The organism is Streptomyces sp. NPDC041191 (assembly GCF_055591945.1).
Map to the genome: position 1 here is coordinate 49,484 of NZ_JBVIZC010000015.1, position 19,439 is coordinate 68,922.

At 72.5% G+C, this 19,439-nt stretch carries 11 protein-coding genes and 1 pseudogene; 2 read left to right on the top strand and 10 right to left on the bottom strand.

Features of this window, described 5'->3' with window-relative positions:
• Window positions 1-4: 4 nt before the first annotated feature.
• The 7 genes and pseudogenes from ACZ6AQ_RS26365 to eccD form a co-directional block, all read right to left on the bottom strand.
• Window positions 5-451: a YbaB/EbfC family nucleoid-associated protein gene (locus ACZ6AQ_RS26365; RefSeq protein WP_388695661.1), complete on the bottom strand. Its 447-nt coding sequence runs from the start codon at window positions 449-451 to the stop codon at window positions 5-7.
• A gap of 2,377 nt (window positions 452-2,828) precedes the next feature.
• Window positions 2,829-4,001, bottom strand: a pseudogene (locus tag ACZ6AQ_RS26370) (AAWKG family protein); the annotation flags it as partial.
• A gap of 117 nt (window positions 4,002-4,118) precedes the next feature.
• Complete coding sequence (locus tag ACZ6AQ_RS26375) at window positions 4,119-4,613, bottom strand: type VII secretion system-associated protein (protein WP_388695655.1); 495 nt, start codon at window positions 4,611-4,613, stop codon at window positions 4,119-4,121.
• A 99-nt stretch (window positions 4,614-4,712) separates the two neighbouring features.
• Window positions 4,713-5,033 (bottom strand): WXG100 family type VII secretion target, encoded by a 321-nt coding sequence (locus ACZ6AQ_RS26380; RefSeq protein ID WP_388695653.1) that lies wholly within the window; start codon window positions 5,031-5,033, stop codon window positions 4,713-4,715.
• A gap of 75 nt (window positions 5,034-5,108) precedes the next feature.
• Entirely contained in the window at window positions 5,109-5,459 is a 351-nt protein-coding gene (locus ACZ6AQ_RS26385) for a hypothetical protein (protein WP_388695876.1), read from the bottom strand.
• A 273-nt stretch (window positions 5,460-5,732) separates the two neighbouring features.
• On the bottom strand, window positions 5,733-7,205 hold the full coding sequence (gene eccB, locus ACZ6AQ_RS26390; RefSeq protein ID WP_468762951.1) for a type VII secretion protein EccB: 1,473 nt from the start codon (window positions 7,203-7,205) through the stop codon (window positions 5,733-5,735).
• A 24-nt stretch (window positions 7,206-7,229) separates the two neighbouring features.
• Window positions 7,230-8,630: a type VII secretion integral membrane protein EccD gene (eccD, locus tag ACZ6AQ_RS26395; RefSeq protein ID WP_468762953.1), complete on the bottom strand. Its 1,401-nt coding sequence runs from the start codon at window positions 8,628-8,630 to the stop codon at window positions 7,230-7,232.
• Window positions 8,631-8,920: 290 nt separating this feature from the next.
• Here eccD and eccCa point away from each other — a divergent pair, with 290 nt between their 5' ends.
• Window positions 8,921-12,886, top strand: a complete 3,966-nt coding sequence (eccCa, locus tag ACZ6AQ_RS26400) for a type VII secretion protein EccCa (RefSeq protein WP_468763085.1) — start codon at window positions 8,921-8,923, stop codon at window positions 12,884-12,886.
• Between the two features lie 247 nt (window positions 12,887-13,133).
• Here eccCa and ACZ6AQ_RS26405 read toward each other — a convergent pair whose 3' ends face one another.
• A complete protein-coding gene (locus tag ACZ6AQ_RS26405) occupies window positions 13,134-14,348 on the bottom strand; it encodes a S8 family serine peptidase (RefSeq protein WP_468762955.1) in 1,215 nt (404 codons plus the stop codon).
• A 297-nt stretch (window positions 14,349-14,645) separates the two neighbouring features.
• Between ACZ6AQ_RS26405 and ACZ6AQ_RS26410 the strand changes: the two genes are divergently transcribed.
• Entirely contained in the window at window positions 14,646-17,960 is a 3,315-nt protein-coding gene (locus ACZ6AQ_RS26410; RefSeq protein ID WP_468762957.1) for a right-handed parallel beta-helix repeat-containing protein, read from the top strand.
• Window positions 17,961-18,010: 50 nt separating this feature from the next.
• Here the strand turns inward: ACZ6AQ_RS26410 and ACZ6AQ_RS26415 are convergent, their stop codons facing one another.
• Together ACZ6AQ_RS26415 and ACZ6AQ_RS26420 are read right to left on the bottom strand one after the other, a co-directional pair.
• Window positions 18,011-18,733, bottom strand: a complete 723-nt coding sequence (locus ACZ6AQ_RS26415; RefSeq protein ID WP_468762959.1) for a YkgJ family cysteine cluster protein — start codon at window positions 18,731-18,733, stop codon at window positions 18,011-18,013.
• Window positions 18,730-19,362 (bottom strand): YkgJ family cysteine cluster protein, encoded by a 633-nt coding sequence (locus ACZ6AQ_RS26420; RefSeq protein WP_468762960.1) that lies wholly within the window; start codon window positions 19,360-19,362, stop codon window positions 18,730-18,732. The genes ACZ6AQ_RS26415 and ACZ6AQ_RS26420 overlap by 4 nt, the downstream gene beginning before the upstream one ends.
• Window positions 19,363-19,439: the final 77 nt, after the last annotated feature.

Below are 19,439 nucleotides of genomic sequence, written 5' to 3' on the forward strand. Positions count from 1 at the left end.
ACGCTCAGTCGGTGTCCTCGTCGATCTCGTCGCGCAACCGGTCGCGACCCGGCCGGCCCGGAGTGTTCCGGCCGCCGTCGTTCAGCGCCGATCCGAACACATGCTCCCAGTCGAGGTCGAGACCGCGGCGGACCGACCCCTCGGGACCGGGCTGCATGAAGGGCGCGAAGGTGTCCATCACCTGACGTGCCATGCGGGCCCGCCCCTGCTGGAACGCCTCCATGATCGAGGAGGCCAGCTGCGGCCCCGTCATGGCCTGGTGCCGGTTGTCGGGGAACTTCAGGGCCGTCAACTCGCCCTGGGCGCCGACGGTGACCTCCACCACGCGGTCCGACGACCGGACCGTCGTGGAGGCATGGCCGAGATCCGCCCGCACGCGGGCGACGGCGGCCCGGGTGGCTTCCAGTTCGGCCCTGGCCTGGGCGATGCGTTCCTGCAGCGGCTCGGACACCGGGCACTCCTGTCAGCGGTGGATGATCATTATGTAGTACACGGGGGGGGAGGACGGTGGGCCGTCGTTCCACGAGCGGGGCCTAACGGCCGATCACCGCCGGTGAACCGCCCTCGTCGGTGCCCCAGACGTCGTCGTCCTCCGGCTCCCAGACCTCGCGGTCGCGGTCGCCGCTCTCGGTCTCCGTCCGTCCGGGCCCGCCGGCGCCGCCCGCCGGCGGCAGGAAGGGACTGCCGCCGCTGGTGGCGGTCCGCCGCTCCCCGAACGCGCTCCTGCCCTGCGCGGCGGCGCCGGGGCGGCGGTTGCTCACCACGTCGCCCTCGATGACGTTGCGGACGCGTTCGGACGGGCCGTCACCGCCCTTGCCGCCCCCGCCCATGCCGCCCATCGGCATTCCCCCCATGGGCATCCCGCCCGCGCCGGTGGCTCCACCCATGCCGGGCATCGGACCGCTGTTGAGCGGGGTCCCCCGGTTCTGGCTCGCCTCGGCGTCGGCTCCCCCGGAGGAGACGCCGGCCAGGGACGGTTCGCGGTAGGGCGCGTCGTCGTACAGCTCCTCCTCGTAGGAGGAGCCGCCGAAGTCGTAGCTGGGGACGTGCGGGGAGCCGGGGAACCCGCCGTCGTTCGTCCGGTGGCCGCCGGGGCCGTAGTCGGGAAGCGTGGTACCGGGGTCGTTCAGATACCCCGTGGTCGTCGTGCCGTCCGGGCCGGTGAGGGAGGTGGCGCCGGTGTCGGGGTCCACCCGCGAGGAGCTGCCGTCGGGGTAGTCGGTGACGACCTGGCCCTGCGGGTCGAGGTGCGTGGTGCTGCCGTCGGGGTTGGGCAGGACGTCGCCCGCGTTGAGCGGACCGGAGTACGAGGTGCCGTCCGGCCTGATGACGGTGGACGTCTGCGTGTGCGGGTCGACGACGGTCCTGGTGCCGTCGGGGAAGTCCGTCACCACCCGGCCGTGGGTGTCCAGGCGGGACGTGCTGCCGCCGGGGTTGGTCAGCGAGTCGTCGCCGTTGACCGGTCCGGTGATGCCGTGGTGGCCGAGCCGGTCCCCCGGGCCGCCGAGGTCGTGGCCGGGCCGGTCCGGGGCGCCGCCGTTCAGCGAACGGCTGAGCTGCTCCTGCTTGTGCCGGTACTCCTCCTGCTTCCGCTCCTGCTCGGCGCGGACCTGGTCCTGCCTGGCCTCCTGTTCCCTGCGGATCTGGTCCTGCTTGTCCTGCGCCTGTTCCTGCTTCCGTTCCTGTTCGGCGCGGATCTGATCCTGCTTCTTCTGCGCCTCCCCCTGCTTGGCCTCCTGCTCCTTGCGAATCTGGTCCTGCTTCGCCTCCTGTTCCCTGCGGATCTGGTCCTGCCTGGCCTCGGCCTTCTCCTGTCTGGCCTCCTGCTCCTTCTCCTTCTCCTCCTGCTTCCGTTCCTGCTCGGCGCGGACCTGATCCTGCTTCTTCTGCGCCTCCTCCTGCCTGGCCTCCTGCTCCTTGCGAATCTGGTCCTGCTTGGCCTCCTGCTCCTTGCGAATCTGGTCCTGCTTGGCCTCCTGCTCCTTGCGGAGCTGGTCCTGCTTCGCCTCCCGTTCCTCCTGCTTCCGCTCCTGCTCGGCGCGGACCTGGTCCTGCTTGGCCTCCTGCTCCTTACGAATCTGGTCCTGCTTCGCCTCCTGCTCCTCCTGCTTGGCCTCCCGCTCCCGCTCCCGCTTGTCCTGCTCCGCCTTCTGCTGGTTGACCTGCCGGATCTGGATCGCCTGCGCCTCGGCCTGCTTCTCCTCGGCCCTGCGCTGGGCCTCCTCCTGCTTCTTCTCCTGCTCGGCGCGGATCTGGTCCTGCTTGGCTTCCTGCTCTTGACGAATCCGGTCCTGCTCGGCCTCGCGCTCGGCCTGCTTCCGCTCCTGTTCCTTCTCCTTCTCCTCCTGCTTCCGCTCCATCTCCGCTTGCTTCTGTTCCTGCGCCTTCTCCTTCTCGGCCTGCTTCCGCTCCATCTCGGCCTGTTTCTGCTCCTGGACCCTCTCCTTCTCCTCCTGCTTGCGCTCGATCTCCTTCTCCTTGGCGTCGGCTTCGGCCTTCGCCTTGTCGGCCTTGGCCTCCGCGTCGGCCTTGTCCTTCGCGTACTTCGCGTCCGCGTCCGCCTTCGCCTTGTCGGCCTTGGCCTCCGCGTCGGCCTTGTCCTTCGCGTACTTCGCGTCCGCGTCCGCCTTGTCCTTCGCGGCCTTGGCCTCGGCGTCCGCCTTGTCCTTCGCGTACTTCGCGTCCGCGTCCGCCTTGTCCTTCGCGGCCTTGTCGTCGGCGTCCTTCTTCGCCTTCTTGGTCTGGTCGTCCTTGAGGGACTCCGCGAGGCCCTTGTTGTCGTGCTTGGTGCTGACCTTTCCGAGGTTGAAGGTGGACGAACCCCACGCGGTCGCCATGTTGTCGAGCGCTTCCTTCGCGGGAGCGACCAGCTTGTCCTTGACGGACTGCTCCCAGCGGCGGACCGCCTCGTCACCGACCTTCTTCCAGGTGTCCAGCTCGGACATGTCGCCGTACGTCTTGCCGTGCGCGTCCGTGGCCTGCGAGGTGAAATCGGACCGGGGCGTGTAGTTCCACATCCCGCCCGCCTCGCCGTAGTACTCGTACTCGGCGTCGACCTGGGTCAGGTTGTTGTACCAGGACTTGTTGGCGATCTCCGACAACAGGTCGACGAGCCACCGCAGCGGGTTGCCCTCGTAGACGTTCCAGTACTCCCACTTGTTGTAGAGGTTCTGCGCCTGCGTCCTGAGGGCCTGGCCGGCCTCCCGCATCTCCCGGCCCTGCTTGGACACGCCGCCGCCCACGGACTCCATGTCCTCGGCGTAGTTGTCGTACCGTCGCCCGAGTTCGTGGACGAGGTCCCAGAAGACGCCGGCGGCCTGCCCCAGCCAGGCGTCGTCGGGCGAACTGCCCACGCTGTTCTGCCACTCGTCCATGGTGTTCTTGCCGTCCCAGAAGAACTTCGCCACCCGGTCGAAGGAGTCCGCGACCATGTCGAAGGACTTCAGGCGGACGCCCTTGCCCAGGTCGAGGGGGTCCGAACCGCCCCAGCTGTAACCGAGGGTCCCGTTCTCCTTCTCCAGCAGGTCGCGCAGCGCGTGCCCCGTGCCGTAGGAGTACTGGGTGAGCTTGAAGGTGTTCCAGACCGTTCCGTTGTCGCTCGGCTTGAAGTGGCCGTCCTCCAGCTCCTTGCCGTACTTGCTCTTCCCCTCCGCGCCCACGACTTCGCCGCCCACCGGCTTGCCGTCCGCCACCTTGGCGCCGAGCAGCGTGAAACGGGCCTTGTAGTAGGTGACCCCCTCGGTGCCTCCCCGGGTGTAGAAGGGGATGACGAAGTCGGTGTTCTGGATGTCCCAGCCGGCGTTCTCGGCCATCCAGTCGTACTCCTCGCCCGTGACGGAGTCGACGCTGTCCTGCTTGGAGATCTCCACCTTCATCTGCTTGATGCCGTGGTTGCCGACGATCTCGTCGAAGAGGGTGCTCCTGATGGGCGCGTCGTACCCGGTGAAGAGCCTCACGGCCTCGTGCCAGTAGTCGCCGTAGTCGTTCTTGTCTTCAGCCATGACGAGGCTCCATCACAGGGGGGTGGGTCGGCGGGCGGGGCGGAGTCGGGCGGGTGGAGCGGTACGGCCGACGGGACGGGCCCGGGGCCCGTCCGGCGGAACGGAACCGGACGGGCGTCAGTCCTTGTCGTCCCCGCCCCCGTCGTCGCCCTCGCCCGGCGGGTCGGTCAGGTCGTCCTCCACGTCCTCGTCCTCGAAGATGTCGTAGAGCTTCTGGCCGTCGATGGCGTCCAGGCTCACGCCCTGGGTCGTGAACAGGGAGTCGATGGTCTCCTCGAGGGCCGCGTCGATGTCCTTGAAGAGCTCCGCGTGGCTGGTGAGGATGGCCTCCAGCGTGCTCACCATCTTCACCACCTCGGCGTTCACCGTCTTCCCGTGGGTGTACCGGTCGTCTTCCGCCAGATTGCCGATGGCGAGCGGCAGCGGTGTGCCGGGCGGAAGGCCGGGGACGTTCTTGTCCTTGCCCATCAGGGTCTTCATCGCGGGGACGACGGGGTCCCCCCCGTCCTCGGCGATCGCCTTGAGCGCCTTCCGGAACCCCCCGATCTGTTCGTCCTTGAACTTCTTGATCCACTCCTTGTTGAGCTGAGTGGGGGGCTTGTTCTCGGCCATGCTCCTCGTCCCTCTCTCCGTCCTGGCGCGGACCGGCACGACGGGCGGCCGCCCCACGCGTCCCTCTCCGTGGAACGGCCGCCCGTACGACGCCGCGGATCAGCCGATCCTGACGTCCTGCCAGCTCTGCGTCTGCTGGCGCTCGTTGTGCGTGTAGAGCTCGCGCACGTGGTTCAGCGTGGACGCGTTGTCGTTGAGCCACTTGCCCATGTTGGCGACCGCCTGGTTCCACGCCGCCTGCTTCTCGTCGTAGACCTGGCGGTCGTCGCCCTCCCAGGAGTTCTTCAGGGCCTGGAGCTCGTCGTTCAGGCTGGTGATGATCTTCTCGATCTCACGCGTCTGCAGGCGCATGTCGTCGACGGCGTTGTCCACGTGGGCGTAACTGACGTAGATGTAACCGTCGGTGAGGTTGTCGGGCATCGGTGACCTCGTCTCGCTGTGGCTGTGGAAGCGGTTCGTTCCGGTACGGGGGCCGGCGCGGGCCGACCCGGACGGTCACTTGCCGCCGGTGCTGCCCATGAGGTTGTCGAAGACGGTCTGCGACTGGGAGTACGCCTGGTTGATGGCCTCGTTCGACGAGCCCTGGGTCATGCCCTGCGCGCTGAGCGTCTCGTTGAGTGTGTTGATCATGTCCTGGAGGTTCTTGGAGATGATCTCGGCGTGCTCGTCCCAGGAATCCAGCAGCTTCTGGAAGGCACCACCGTCGCTGCCCTGGAGCGCCGACATCATGCCGTGCTTGGTGTTCTCGACGTCCTGACGACGGCTCTGGACACCCGAGAAGGCCATTTCCAGCGCCTGGATGCCGTTGCGTGTCGCCTGTTCTTCTGCCCTCTGCATGCCCGCCATGGGGCTGCCCCTTTCCGGTGGTTTTTCGCCGCCAGGCTCGAGGCTCTGGCGCGGCTTGCGCAACCGGATGCTGAAGCCCGCCATCCAGTTGGGTGGTGCAGACAAGGATCGTAGGAGGATCGTCGCGGTACGGGCAACGCTTACCAGGAAGAAGTCCGGTTATACAGCCGCTCTCCGGAACGCCTTTTCCATAAGGGCACTTGACGTGCGGCAACCCTTCCTCAGATGTTCCTCAAATGTCGATTCCCCGATGACGGGGGCGCGTTGCGGACCTCACCGTCCGGACGTCCTCCCGCCGTCCGCGTCGCACGGCGGGGCCGTCGACGTCGCGCGGCCGGACAGGGCGGCCGAGGGGGTCAGGTCGGGTCCGGTGGGCACCATCGACAGCAGCGAGGACGGCAGCCGCTGCGCCTGCCCGGCGGTGTAGCCGAGCGCCCGCAGCGCGTCGGCCGACGGCACCCGGTACTTCACCCCGTTGTCCGTCACCAGGTACACCGTGCTGCCGAGGTCCCTGCCGTCCGCCCCGAGCGCGTGCACCAGGGCGCCGCCGCCCGGCGGCACCACGATCCGGTTGACGGTCACACAGGCCGCGGTGAGCCCCTCCGTCGTCGCCTGGGCGGCCCGGCCGATGCCGTCCGCGTCCACCAGGGAGACGCTCACCCGGGTGCCGTCCGCGCCGGACCGTATGCCCACGCACGGGATCCGGCCCGCGCCCGGCTCGACCGCCTTCGGCGGGCTCGCCGGCAGGTCCTCGCGCGTGTCGCTCCCCTCGGCACCGGGCGCCAGGTGGCCGATCACCTCGGCGGCGGCGAGCGTGACGGCGCTCACCGCGCCGCCCGCGTACGCCTTCTGCCGGGTCGGCGGGGCGCCGAGGAGCAGCGCGGCGACGGTGGCGTTGACGGGGGTCAGCCCCTCCTCGCGCAGGACGTAGTAGCGGAGGTCGCCGCCCGGCGCGGACACCTGGAAGACCTGGCCGATCCGGGTGGCCCGACTGCCCAGGGACGGGCCCGGGGCGCCACGGCCCGGTACGTCCGGGGCGGTCAGGTCGGGTCCCGAGGGGGTCGAGTTGAGGAACGCCGCGGAGACCGGCAGGGACGGCCGGGAGCCGTAGCCGAGGGCCTCGCGGGCGCCGCCCGCGACGTCCAGGCGGAGCTTGCCGCCCTGCCACACCAGGTACTGGCCCCGGTCCGGCCCGGTGACCAGCAGCCCCTCGGAGTCGCCGAGGCCCGTGCCCCCCAGGTCCTTGCCGACGGCCAGCGCGGTGGCCGTCGTCCCGTCGCCGGCGCCGGTCGAGCACACCTGCCACGGGCCGGTGGTGAGGGAGCCGCCCGGCGGCAGGTCGTCGGGGGCCCCGGCGATCCCCACGGGCGCGCCGTGGGCGGTGCCGGCGAGCGAACCGCTCCCGACCGCGACGGTCTTCATCTCCGGCCCGAGGAGCAGCCTGGCCGAGGTGTGGTTGCGCACCGGCCTCAGCAGTCCGTCGAGGTAGAGGTAGCGGCCTCCGGTGTCCTTGTTGACCACCAGGGTGCCCTCCGCCCGCCACGAGTCCTTCGTGCCCGGTTTGAGCAGCCCGAGGACGAAGGCGCCGGCGCAGATCAGGACGGTGATGACGACGCTGACGGCGATGCCGCGGTTGGTCCTTCCCTGGGGGCTCTCGGGGGCGTCGGGATCGGCCCGCAGCATGCCCGAGGTGAGGCGTCCCATGACGAACATGTGCGCCTGGACCTGGTCGCGCTTGGACTGCACTGTGCGTTCCTCCGGTTCGGGCCGTCAGCCGTTCAGGCCGTGCAGGGCGCCGTACACGCCGAGCACCCACAAGGCCAGCGGCAGCAGGGCGATCGCGGCCGTGGTGTGCAGGATCTCCGCCGCCCGGCCCCAGTACGGGACGAGGCGCCGGCCGGGCACCGTCCACGAGGCGATGGCGAGACCGGCCGTACCGGCCAGGAGGCCCGCGGCGAGCAGCAGCCGGCCGTCCGGGGTGCGGGACACCGCGCCGAACAGCACGAGCAGCAGCAGTCCTCCGGCCCCGGGGAGGAAGAGGGACAGCCGCTGCCAGACGTTCCCCAGGCCCCGCCCGTGCAACAGCAGCAGCAGCGAGAGCACGACCGCCATGACGACCTCGGCGAGGCCGCCGTCGTGGGCGAGGGCGGCCAGGCACACGGTGCACACCGTGCCCACGGCCCCGTACAGGGAGCTCATCCAGTTGTCGGCGAGCACCGCGCGGGCGGCGACCACCGAGTTCTGGTGGGGCTCGATGCCCTCCTGGAGCTGTTCGGCGTTGGTCGGCAGCGGGGGCATCCGCAGTCCGGACATCCGGAAGGCGAGCGTGGGGACGAACGCGCCGAGGAGGACGGCCGCCAGGGCGACGACGCCGGCGACCTCGGACGGCCCGAGGTCGGTGACGAGCATCAGGGCGCCGACGAGGCTGCCGAAGGCCATGACGACGGCGAGGCCGAGGAAGAGCGCCGCGAAGGAGGCGACGGCGGCCAGGGCCACGACGGCGCCGCCCGCGCCCGCGGCGCAGGCGGCCAGCAGCCGGGCGCCCAGCACCTCGTGGCCGTGCGGGCCGCCCAGGTCGCCGCCGGGCAGGAGCCAGCCCGCGAGGGCGAGGTAGGGGCCCGCCATGAAGCCGAGGGCCGCGCCGGTGGCGGCGTCGCCGACCGCGCGGCCGGCCGAACCGGCACCGGCGATCAGGAGCAGCCCGGCCACGGCGGCGGCCAGGGCGCGCGGCATCGGAGAGCCGCCGGGAAGCGCGAGGACGACCGCCCCGGCCAGCAGGGTGGTGACGGCGAAGCCGCGCAGCAACTGGGCGCTGGCCGACGGGGTCCAGCCGTACGGACGGCCCCGCATGGTGGTGGATATGCCGTCCACCAGGTCGTCGAGGTGGACCTCGGGCAGGGCGTCGACGCGCGGCCGGAGGTAGAGGGTCTCGCCGTCGCGCACGTCGTAGGAGTCGAGGGCGCGCTCCTCGTCCATCGGTTCGCCGCCGAGGCGTTGCAGCACCCAGCCGCCGTGGTCGACGCCGGTCTCCGCGAGGTCGTCACCGCCGTAGCGGAGGACGGCGGGCAGGAGGTCGGCCACCGGGACGTCGGAGGGGACCGCGAGGTCGATGGACCTGGTCGGCGCGCGTACGGTCAGACGGCACAGACCTGCCACCTGGTTGTCGGTCATCGGGCTGGCTCACGCTTCTTCCGCGGGTCTGCGAGTGGGGGTCCCGGATTTCCGTGGGGCACGGCGGTGCGGGGACGGACGGCACGGGCGGGACACCATCGTATGGGTGTGGCGAATACGTCACCGGGCGGGTGCACATTACTGGCCGCAATCGACAACTGGTATACCGGGTGGGCGGAGTTCGCCACCCGGGCGGCGGTGCGGTCGTGCCGAATCCTCCGTTTCCTCCCCGACCGGGAGTGTTCCGCCCGCCGACACCGTCACGCCCCTGAGGAGACCTTTCGTTGAGTGTGGTCCTGTTCCGCCGTCCGGCGCGCCGACGCGGTCCCGAAATGCCGGACGGCGAAATGAAGTTGCAGGAGCCGCCGACATTGCCCGAAGTGGTGCCGGACAGTTCCGCGGTGTGGACCTATCTGCCCATGGCGCTGATGTCGGTGTCCATGATGCTCATGTTCATGAGACCGGGCATGGGCGGTGGCGGCAGCCACTTCATGTATCTGGCCATGGGGTTGATGGTGCTGTCCTCGGCGGCCATGATGCTGGGGCAGATGGTGCGCAGGGCGAGCGAGCGCAAACAGCGCCTGAAGGGGGAGCGCCGCGACTACCTGCGCTATCTGTCCCAGATCCGGCGCAAGGTCCGCACCGCCGTGGCCGACCAGCAGAAGGCGCTGGCGTGGCGGCATCCCCCGCCCTCGTCCCTGTGGCAGCTGGCGGGCACCACCCGGCTGTGGGAGCGCCGGCCGCAGGACGAGGACTTCGGCGAGGTCCGGGTCGCCGTCGGGGAGCAGAAGCTGGGGCTGCGGCTCACGCCGACGTCCACCACCCCGGTCGAGGACCTGGAGCCGCTGTCGGCCCACGCCCTGCGCAGCTTCATCCGGGCGTACTCCACCGTGCCCGAGCAGCCCATCGCCATCTACCTGCGGGCCTGGGCGCGGGTGCTGTTCCGGGGGGACGAGGAACGGATACGGTCCCTGGCCCGCGCGATCGTCGCGCAACTGACCACGTTCCACGCGCCGGACGACGTGTGGGTGGCGCTGTGCGTGTCCGACGAGCGGCGGGCGGACTGGGAGTGGGTGAAGTGGCTTCCCCACAGCCTCCACCCGCAGGAGAGCGACGGTGCCGGTCCGGCCCGGATGCTCGTCTCCAACCTCAACGAGCTGGAGGACCTGCTCGGCGCCGAGTTCCTCGAACGGCCCCCGTTCGACCCCGAGGCGCCGCCCAGCCGTGACGAGCCGTTCACCGTCATCGTCCTCGACGGCGGCTCCGTGCCCGCGCACCACCGGGTGGACGGGGCGGGCTTCCGCAACGCCGTCGTCCTGGACCTCACCGGCGCGCTGAACTGGCGGCCGGGACGGGTCACGCTCCGGTTCGACGTGAACCGGGACTCCTTCGGGCTGGTCCGCACCGACCGCGAGCGCAAGGAGCAGACCACGCGGCTGGGCCGCCCGGACGGCCTGGGACCGGTCGGCGCCACGACCCTGGCCAAGGAGCTGGCCCCGTACCGGATGGGCAGGGGCGGCGGCGACTCCGCCGAGCCGCTCTCCTCCGACGTGGAGCTGACCAAGCTGCTGGGGATCACCGACCTGTACCAGCACGATCCGCAGTCCCTGTGGAAGCGGAGCACCGGGTCCAACCGGCTCAAGGTGCCGATCGCGGTCGGTCCCGACGGCGCGGCGGTGGAGCTGGACATCAAGGAGTCGGCGCAGGGTGGCACCGGTCCGCACGGCATGCTCATCGGCGCCACCGGCTCCGGCAAGAGCGAACTGCTGCGCACCCTGGTGCTGTCGCTGGCGCTGTCGAACTCCTCGGAGACGCTCAACTTCGTCCTGGTGGACTTCAAGGGCGGCGCCACCTTCCTGGGCCTGGACGAACTCCCCCACGTCTCCGCGGTGATCACCAACCTCGCCGGGGAGGCCGCGCTGGTGGGCCGCATGCAGGACGCCCTGCACGGCGAGCTGATCCGGCGCCAGGAGCTGCTGCGCGCGGCGGGCAACTACACCTCGGCGCTGGACTACGAGAAGGCGCGGGCCGCGGGCACGCCGCTGGAGCCGCTGCCCAGCCTGTTCGTGGTCGTCGACGAGTTCAGCGAACTGCTCTCCTCGCACCGGGAGTTCATGGAGCTCTTCGTGATGATCGGGCGTCTCGGGCGCAGCCTCGGCGTTCATCTGCTCCTGGCTTCGCAGCGGCTCGACGAAGGGCGGATGCACCAGCTGGAGAGCCACCTGTCGTACCGCATCGGCCTGCGCACCTTCTCCGCCATGGAGAGCCGGGGCGTACTGGGGGTGCCGGACGCCTACCAGCTGCCGCCGCAGCCCGGCAGCGGCTTCCTGAAGTCCGGCGTGGAGGCGCTGACCCGGTTCCGCGCCGCGTACGTCTCCGGGCCGTACCGGCAACGGCGCAGCCGGGCGAACCAGGCCCGGGTGGCGAACCAGACGGTGCCGTGGACGGCGGGGTACGTGGTGCCCCGGAACCTCCCCGACCTGCCCGAACCCGATCCGGAGCCGGAGGAGGAGACGACCGACACCCTGCTGTCCGTCGCCGTGCGGCGGATGGTCGGCGCCGGTCCGCCCGCCCACCAGGTGTGGCTGCCGCCGCTGGACCTGCCGGTCACGCTCGACCAGGTGCTGCCGCCGCTGACGCCCGACCCGGAGCTGGGGCTCACCACGGTCGGCTGGCCGCTGCGCGGCAGGCTGACCGTGCCGATCGGGATCGTGGACAAGCCCTTCGAGCAGTTGCGCGACCTGCTGACCGTCGACCTGTCGGGCGTCGGCGGCCACGTGGCCGTCGCGGGCGGCCCGCAGAGCGGCAAGAGCACCATGGTGCGGACGATCATCGCCGCCCTCGCCCTCACCCACACCCCGCGCGAGGTGCAGTTCTACTGCCTGGACTTCGGCGGCGGCACCCTGGCGTCGCTGGCCGGCCTGCCGCACGTGGCGGGGGTCGCGGCGCGGCTGGACACCGAGCGGGTGAGCCGAGTGATCTCCGAGGTCACCACGTTGCTGGCGGACCGGGAACGGTTCTTCCTCGACCACGGCATCGACTCCATGGCGACCTACCGCCGCCGCCGGGCCGCGGGCGAGTTCGCGGACCAGCCGCACGGCGACGTGTTCCTCGTCATCGACGGCTGGTCCACGGTCCGCCAGGACTTCGACCGCAACATCCAGACGTTCTCCGCCATCGCCGCCCGCGGTCTGAACTACGGCATCCACCTCATCGTGACCACCGCCCGCTGGGTGGAGCTCACCGCGGCCATCCGCGACCAGGCGGGCACCCACGTGGAGCTGCGGATGGGCGACCCGATGGACTCCGAGATCGACACCCGCCGCTCCGCCACCGTGCCCCGCGTCCCCGGCCGGGGCCTCACCCGCGAGGGCAAGCTGCACTACCTCACCGCGCTCCCCCGCATCGACGGCACGGAGTCCGCCGACGACCTCTCCGAGGGGATCGCCGGCCTGGTGGCCGCCGTCGGCGAGAGCTGGACCGGCCCGCCCGCGCCGAAGGTGCGGATGCTGCCGGCGAAGCTCCCCGCGCGGAGACTGCCGCCCGCCGGGGGCGACTTCAGGGTGCCGCTCGGCCTGGAGCAGGAGCGCCTCTCGGTCGTCTGGCACGACTTCAGCGAGAGCCCGCACATGGTGGTCGTGGGCGACACGGAGAGCGGCAAGACCAACCTGCTGCGGCTGGTGGCCAGGTCCATCACGGACCGGTACACCCCCGCCGAGGCGCGCATCATGCTCGTGGACTACCGCCGCGACCTGGTCGAGGCGGTGCCGGAGGAGTACCGGCTGGGCCACGCGGTGTCGGCGGACGCCCTGAAGGACCTGGTCGACGGCGTCGCCCGCGCGGTGCGGACCCGCGTGCCGGGCCCGGACATCGCGCCGGGCCGGATGAAGCGGGCCGACTGGTGGTCGGGGCCCCGGCTGTTCATCCTGGTCGACGACTACGACATGCTGGGTGCCGGCATCGGCAACGCGCCCTTCGAGCCCCTGCTGAACCACCTGGCCCTGGGCTGGGAGGTGGGTCTGCACATCGTCGTCACGCGCGGCGCCTCGGGCGCCGGGCGCGGTCTCAACGAGATGCTCCTGCGCCGGATGCTGGAGGTCAACACCCCCGCCCTGCTGCTGTCCTGCCCGCCTTCGGAGGGCTACCTGCTGGGCAACGTCAAGGGCCGGGTGATGAATCCGGGACGGGCCGTCCGGATCGCGCGCCGCAAGACGACGACGATGCAGACGGCGATGGTGGACGAGCCGGAGGAGTGAGACGGGCGGGGCGGACGCGTCCCGCGAACGGAGCCGCCCCCGGCGCACGCGTGCCGGGGGCGGCTCCGTTCTCCGCAGATCTCCGCGGACCGTACCGGGGAGGGTGCCCCGGCCGTCACGCGGTGGCGTCCCGGCCGTCGCACGGCGATGCCCCGGCCGTCACGCGGTGGGGCCCCGACCGTCACGCGGTGGGGCCCCGACCGTCGCACGGCGATGCCCGGTTCGTCGCACGGCGATGTCCGGGTCGTCACGCGGTGGGGCCGGGTTCGTCCTCCCGGCCCGCCGGACGCCAGCCCCGGGCCCGGCCGCGCGGGATCACCACCGCGGCCCCCGCCACCAGCAGCACCAGCGCTCCGCCCGCTCCCGCGACCAGCAGGGCGCGTTCGCGCGGTTGCGACGGCGCCCGCGGCGGAATCCTCACGGGCGGCGCCCCGGGCAGGGCGCCCCGCCCGTCGGTGAGGACCGCGGTCAGCGCGGCGTACGTGTCCAGGCGCGGCGGCAGCGCGGGGTACGCCGCCGTGACGAGCTGGCGGGACACCTGGGCGGCGGTCATGTCCGGGTGGCGCGAGCGGACCAGCGCCGCCGCCCCGGCCACGTGCGCCGCCGCGAAGGACGAGCCGGAGCCGATGAAGTGCCCCGCGCCGCCGGGGCCGACGCTGACCACCGCGTCCCCCGGCGCCGCCAGGTCCGCGCCCGCCGTCCGGGGGGCGTTCTTCGGGCGCGTGCCGTCGGGGCCGTAGTCCATGACCGTCAGCACTCCGGGCGCGGCCGCCGGCCAGTACCAGGGCGCCGGCGGGACCGTTCCGCCCGTGGCGCGGTCGCGCGGCAGCGCGTCCGGCGCGAACGGCGCGACGACCAGGGCGTCGTGCTGCCGCGCGTACGTCACCGCCGCCGTCAGCACCTCCCTGCCGTCGGGCACCACGCGCCCCACGTAGACCACCTTCGCGCCGCCGTCGACCGCCGTCCGGATGCCGCGCGCGAGCAGGTCCGGCGTGACCGCGCCCCGTTCGTCGGTGCCGCGCACCGCCAGGACGCGCGCGGCGGGCGCGACCCCGGCCACCCCCACCCCGTCGCCGGGGGCGGCGGCGATCAGGCCGGCGGCGAAACTGCCGTGCCCCACACAGTCCTTGCCCGCGTCGCCGACGGCCGTGACCCGGCCGGCGAGGGCGGGGACGGCGGTCCCGACCCCGGTGTCCACCACGCCGACCGTCACCCCGCCGCCGTCCGCGAGCGACCAGGCCCGCTTGAGTCCGAGGGCCTGCCGGGTCCAGGGCGCCTCGCGCGCGGTCTCCTCCGAGGCGCCCGTGCACGGTTCGCCCGGGGCGAGCACGGCCGGGACGACGGGCAGTTCGACGGAGTCCGCCGCGACGGCCGGCACGGGGGCGGCCAGCGGCACCACCGCCAGCAGGGTCGCGGCCACCGCGTGCCGTACCGGACGGGAGGAGGAACGAACGCGTCGCATGGCGCGCACGATACGCTCAGGGCGAGACCGCCCGGTAACCCGCCCGGCCGACCCGCCCGTTGCCACGTGCCCGCGTGCAGGGGGGCGGCACACCGTACCGTTCCCCGGATGCGGACCGCCCTCCGGAGCGGGCCGTCCGCCCACCCGCCCCCCGCCGTACCGGTGTCCGGGGAACCTGGCTGCCGGTGCCGCGCTTCACGTAGCCTTCTCGGCGTGTCTGTTCCTTCCCCGGTGGCCCAGGGCCCGGGGCCGCCGGAGGCTCCGGCAGCAGCGGCGTCACAACCAGGAGGTTCCAGCGTGTCACGGCAGTTGCTCACGGTCGGTCCGGACCAGCCGGAGGGCTTCCGGACGATCGGCGAGGCCCTGGAGAAGGCGCGCGCGGGAGCGGTGATACGCGTCCGGCCCGGCCGTTACCGCGAGAACCTGACCGTGCGCACGCGCATCACCATCGCCGGGGAGGGCGAACGCGGCGACGTCGAGATCTGCCCGCCGCGCGGGACCGCCGTGGTGCTCGTCGCGGACGCCGTGATGCTCACCGACCTGACGCTGCGCGGCGGCAGCGAGGACCTCCCGGTGGTGGACGCGCCCCGGGGCCAGGTGGCCATGGACGGCTGTACGGTCGTGGGCTCGGGCTGGACGGCCGTGCTCGCGCGGGAGAACGGCTCGCTGGCCATCCGCGACTGCCGCGTCTCCAACCCCGCGGGCGCCGGCGTGGTGGACACCGCGCCCACCGGCAGCGTCATCGCCGACTCCGTGTTCGAACACCTGGGGACCTCCGCCGTCGTCCTCGGGGAGCGGGCCCGCACCGTCGTGCGCGGCTGCCGGGTGCGTGACGCCGAGGGCAACGGCATCCTCGCCAACGGCGAGGCGCAGGGCCGGGTGGAGGACTGCGACATCAGCGCCACGGGCAAGCCCGCCATCGCGCTGGAGGGCACCTGCTCGACCCACGTGCTGCGCGCCCGGGTGCACGACACCACGGTCGGCGTGTACGTGACCAGCGGTTCGCGCCCCACCCTCGAAGAGGTCACCGTCACCGACACCTCGGGCCCCGGCATCGTCCTCTCCGCCGGGGCCGACCCGGAGGTGCTGCGGTGCGTCACCTCCCGGACCAAGGGCAACGGACTCACCGTCACCGAGCGTTCCCGGGGCACCTTCCGGGACTGCGGCTTCGACTCCGCCGCCGATCCCGCCGTCCGGGTGCTCGGCAACAGCGCGCCGCTGCTGACCGGCACCACCGTGCGCGACTGCGCCGACAAGACGGCCGCCGTCCTGCTGACGGAGGGCTCCTCCGCGGAGTTCGACGGGCTGGAGGTGATCGACGCCGCCGGTGTCGGCGTCTCCGTCCGCACCCGGGCGAACCCGCTGTTGAGCCGGGTGCGGATCACCGGCTCCCGGGGCCACGGCCTGGAGGTGACCGAGGACGGCCGCGGACGGCTGGAGGCGTCCGCCGTCGAGGACGCCGGGGGCGCGGGCATCCGCGTCGCCGACGGCGGCGCGCCGGACGTCCGCGACACCGCGGTGCGCCGGACGGCGCTGGCCGGGGTGTCCGTCGGCGCCGGGGGCCGCGGCGCCCTCCGCGACTGCGAGGTCCTTTCCGGCGGCACCGCCGGCCTGCACGTGGAGAGCGGCGGGGACGTCACCGGGCACCGCCTCCACGTGGCCGGGGCGGGCGCCCACGGCGTCCTCGTCTCCGAGGGCGGCCGGGCCGCCCTGGAGGAGTGCCACGTCACCGGCAGCACCGGCGACGGCATCCGGGTGGACAGCGCCGAGAAGGTCTCCCTCGTCCGGTGCACCGTGCGCGACAACCGCGGGGCGGGCCTCAAGCAGTCCCGGGGCAGCGACCGCCTCACGGTGGAGGCCCTGGAGAGCGACGGCAACGCGGCCCCCGACGCCTGGGGCGAGGAGGCCGGCCCCGGCGGCGCGGAGGCCGGTGCCCCGGGCGGCGGGGCGAAGAAGCCCGAGGGCCCGCTGGAGGAGCTGGAGTCGCTGGTCGGACTGGCCGACGTCAAGCACCAGGTCCGTACCCTGGTCAACCTCAACCAACTGGCGCAGCGGCGCGTCAGCCTCGGCATGCCCGCTCCCCCGATGAGCCGCCACCTGGTGTTCTCCGGCCCGCCCGGCACCGGCAAGACCACCGTCGCCCGCCTCTACGGCGGCATCCTCGCCGACCTCGGGGTCCTGCGCTCCGGCCACCTGGTCGAGGTGTCCCGCGCGGAGCTGGTCGCCCAGATCATCGGTGGTACGGCCATCAAGACCACGGAGGCGTTCCACGAGGCCCTCGGCGGCGTGCTGTTCATCGACGAGGCGTACACCCTGCTGTCGGACGGCAAGGGGTCGGGGGCCGACTTCGGCCGGGAGGCCATCGACACCCTGCTGAAGCTGATGGAGGACCACCGCGACGACGTGGTGGTCATCGCCGCCGGCTACACCGACCAGATGGACGACTTCCTCGGCTCCAACCCGGGTCTGGCCTCCCGCTTCACCCGCACCATCGAGTTCGCCAACTACTCGGTGGAGGAACTGGTCACCATCACCCGGTCCATGTGCGAGGCCCACCGCTACGAGCTGGACCCGAGCACCCTGGACGCCCTCGCCCGGCACTACGAGCGGATGCCGCGCGACGCCACGTTCGGCAACGGCCGCGCGGCCCGCCGCGTCTTCGAGGAGATGGTGGACCGGCAGGCGTTCCGGCTGGGTTCGATGCCCGACCCGGCGGAGGCGGACCTGTCCCTGCTGCTGCCCGCCGACATCGCCGCCGCGGAGACGGCCGACGGTGCGGACGGGGTCCGCAGCTCCCAGGACCTGCTCTCCGAACTCGACGCCATGGTGGGCCTGACCGCCGTCAAGCGCGAGGTCACGGACCTCACCAACCTGCTGGAGGCCACCCGGCGGCGGCGGGACGCGGGCCTGCCCACCCCGAAGATCAGCCACCACCTGATCTTCTCCGGCCCGCCCGGCACCGGCAAGACGACCGTCGCCCGCCTCTACGCCGACCTGCTGCACTCCCTCGGGGTCCTGCGGACCGGGCGGCTCGTGGAGGTGGCCCGCGCGGATCTGGTGGGCCGGTACGTGGGACACACCGCGCAGCTCACCAAGGAGGTCTTCGAACGGGCCCTCGGCGGCGTGCTGTTCATCGACGAGGCGTACACCCTCACCCCGGAGGGGTCGGGCTCCGACTTCGGCCAGGAGGCGGTGGACACCCTGCTGAAGCTGATGGAGGACCACCGCGACGAGGTCGTGGTCATCGCGGCGGGCTACACCGCCGAGATGCGGCGCTTCCTGGACTCCAACCCGGGTCTCGCGTCCCGCTTCAGCCGCACCGTGGAGTTCGAGCACTACTCCTCGGAGGAGCTGGTCACCATCATGGACACCTACGCCACCGGTTCCGGTTACGACTGCGCGGAGGAGACCCTGGAGGCGCTGCGCGACTACGTGGAACTCATCCCCCGGGACCGGTCCTTCGGCAACGCCCGCACCGCCCGCCGGCTCCTGGAGTCGATGATGACGCGACAGGCCCGGCGCATCGGCACGATGACCGCGCCGGGCCTGGAGGACCTGCGGCTGCTGCTCCCGGCGGACCTGCCGGAGTTCTCCGCGCAGCCCGCAGGCTGATCCGGGAGGGCCCCGTCACGGCGCGTCCGGGAACGCGCCGTGACGGGTCGTCAGGCGCGGACCGGTTCCACGGCGCCCGCGCCGCCGCCCGTGGCCGTCCCGCCGTCCGTGCCCGCGCCGCCGCCGGTACGGGAGCCATCGTCGCCGGTACGGGAGTCGTCCCCGCCCGGCGTCGCGGACCCGTCCGGCCGGGCGTCCGGGCCCGGGAGTTCGGGTACGCCGGACCGCTCGGGGTCCAGGAGGAAGTCGTACAGCTCGTCGTGCGTCCGCGTGCGGTACCCCGCGTCGACGTAGGCGTTCCACCGCTCGGCCAGCCCCAGGTGCTCGGCCCAGGCGGCCCGGTTGGCCAGGATGCCCGCCCGCAGCCCGGGGAGGTCCATCGCCGTGAGGTTCCACGAGTCCGAACCGCCGCACAGGGTGTCGTCGCGCACCGTCACCGTGTTCCTCTTCAGGGCGGCGGGATAGGTGGCGCACACCGCCGGACGGTGGAGGTACGCGCCGCAGCGCGCGTGGCCGGGCGCGATCTCCATCAGGAACACGCATCCTTGGGTGTCCGGCCGGTGACGGAGCCTGAGGTCGTACACCGGACCGCCGGGCCGGAAACGGAAATCGCCGTCGTCCTTCTCCCGGAGCGTGACGAACTCCTTCGGGTGGACGGACATCCCGGTGGACAGTCTGCGCAGGTCGGCGGGGGTCACGTTGACGGTGTACTCCCGGCAGCAGCGGCCCTTGCAGGACGCGCAGCCGCCCAGGCTGGCTCCCGCGCGGCTCACGCGACCACCTCCCCGGGCCAGGGGAGCCCGGCCTCGCGGGCCGCGTGCGCCTCCAGCAGGTAGCGCTGGAAGTCCTCGGCACCGGGCGGGTCCTCGGCGTCCTTGGGCAGGTCGTTCCAGTGCGCGACGATCTCGAACCAGTGGTCGCGGTCGGCGGCCCACCGCCGCTCCGCCCACGCGAGGCCCTCGGCGTCGAGGGGGCGTCCGGGCCGGCCGGGCTCGCCGTCGTCCGCGTTCCCCCTCGGTGCCGTTTCCGCGTCCGGCGGGCCCGCTGCGCCGTCCGTACGGGGAACGACGGGATACATCCGGCAGGTGAGCGGGGCCTGTTCGCCCAGTCCGCACCGTCCGCTGCCCTCCAGGGTGCGGACGTGGAAGACGCAACCGTGCGCGGCGTTGGCGATCCTGATGTTCACCCGGCGCCGCGCGTTGTCCAGGACGACTCCGGTCGGGTCGTCGGCGGCGGCCGGAGCGGTCTGGACGAAGTGTGCCGGCTCCAGGGCGAGCGTCCTCGCGATGCGTACGATGTCCGCGCCGGTGACCAGGCGCGGCCCCCGGTAGCAGAGGCCCTTCGCTCGGGAGGACTGCCACGCGCCGTCGGTACCGGGTGCGTTGTCGCTGTCCGCTGTCAAACCGTGCTCCCCCTTGGTCCTGTCGACTCCCATGTCCCCGGATCGGCCGGTCCGGCCGACCGCGCCGGTTCGACCGG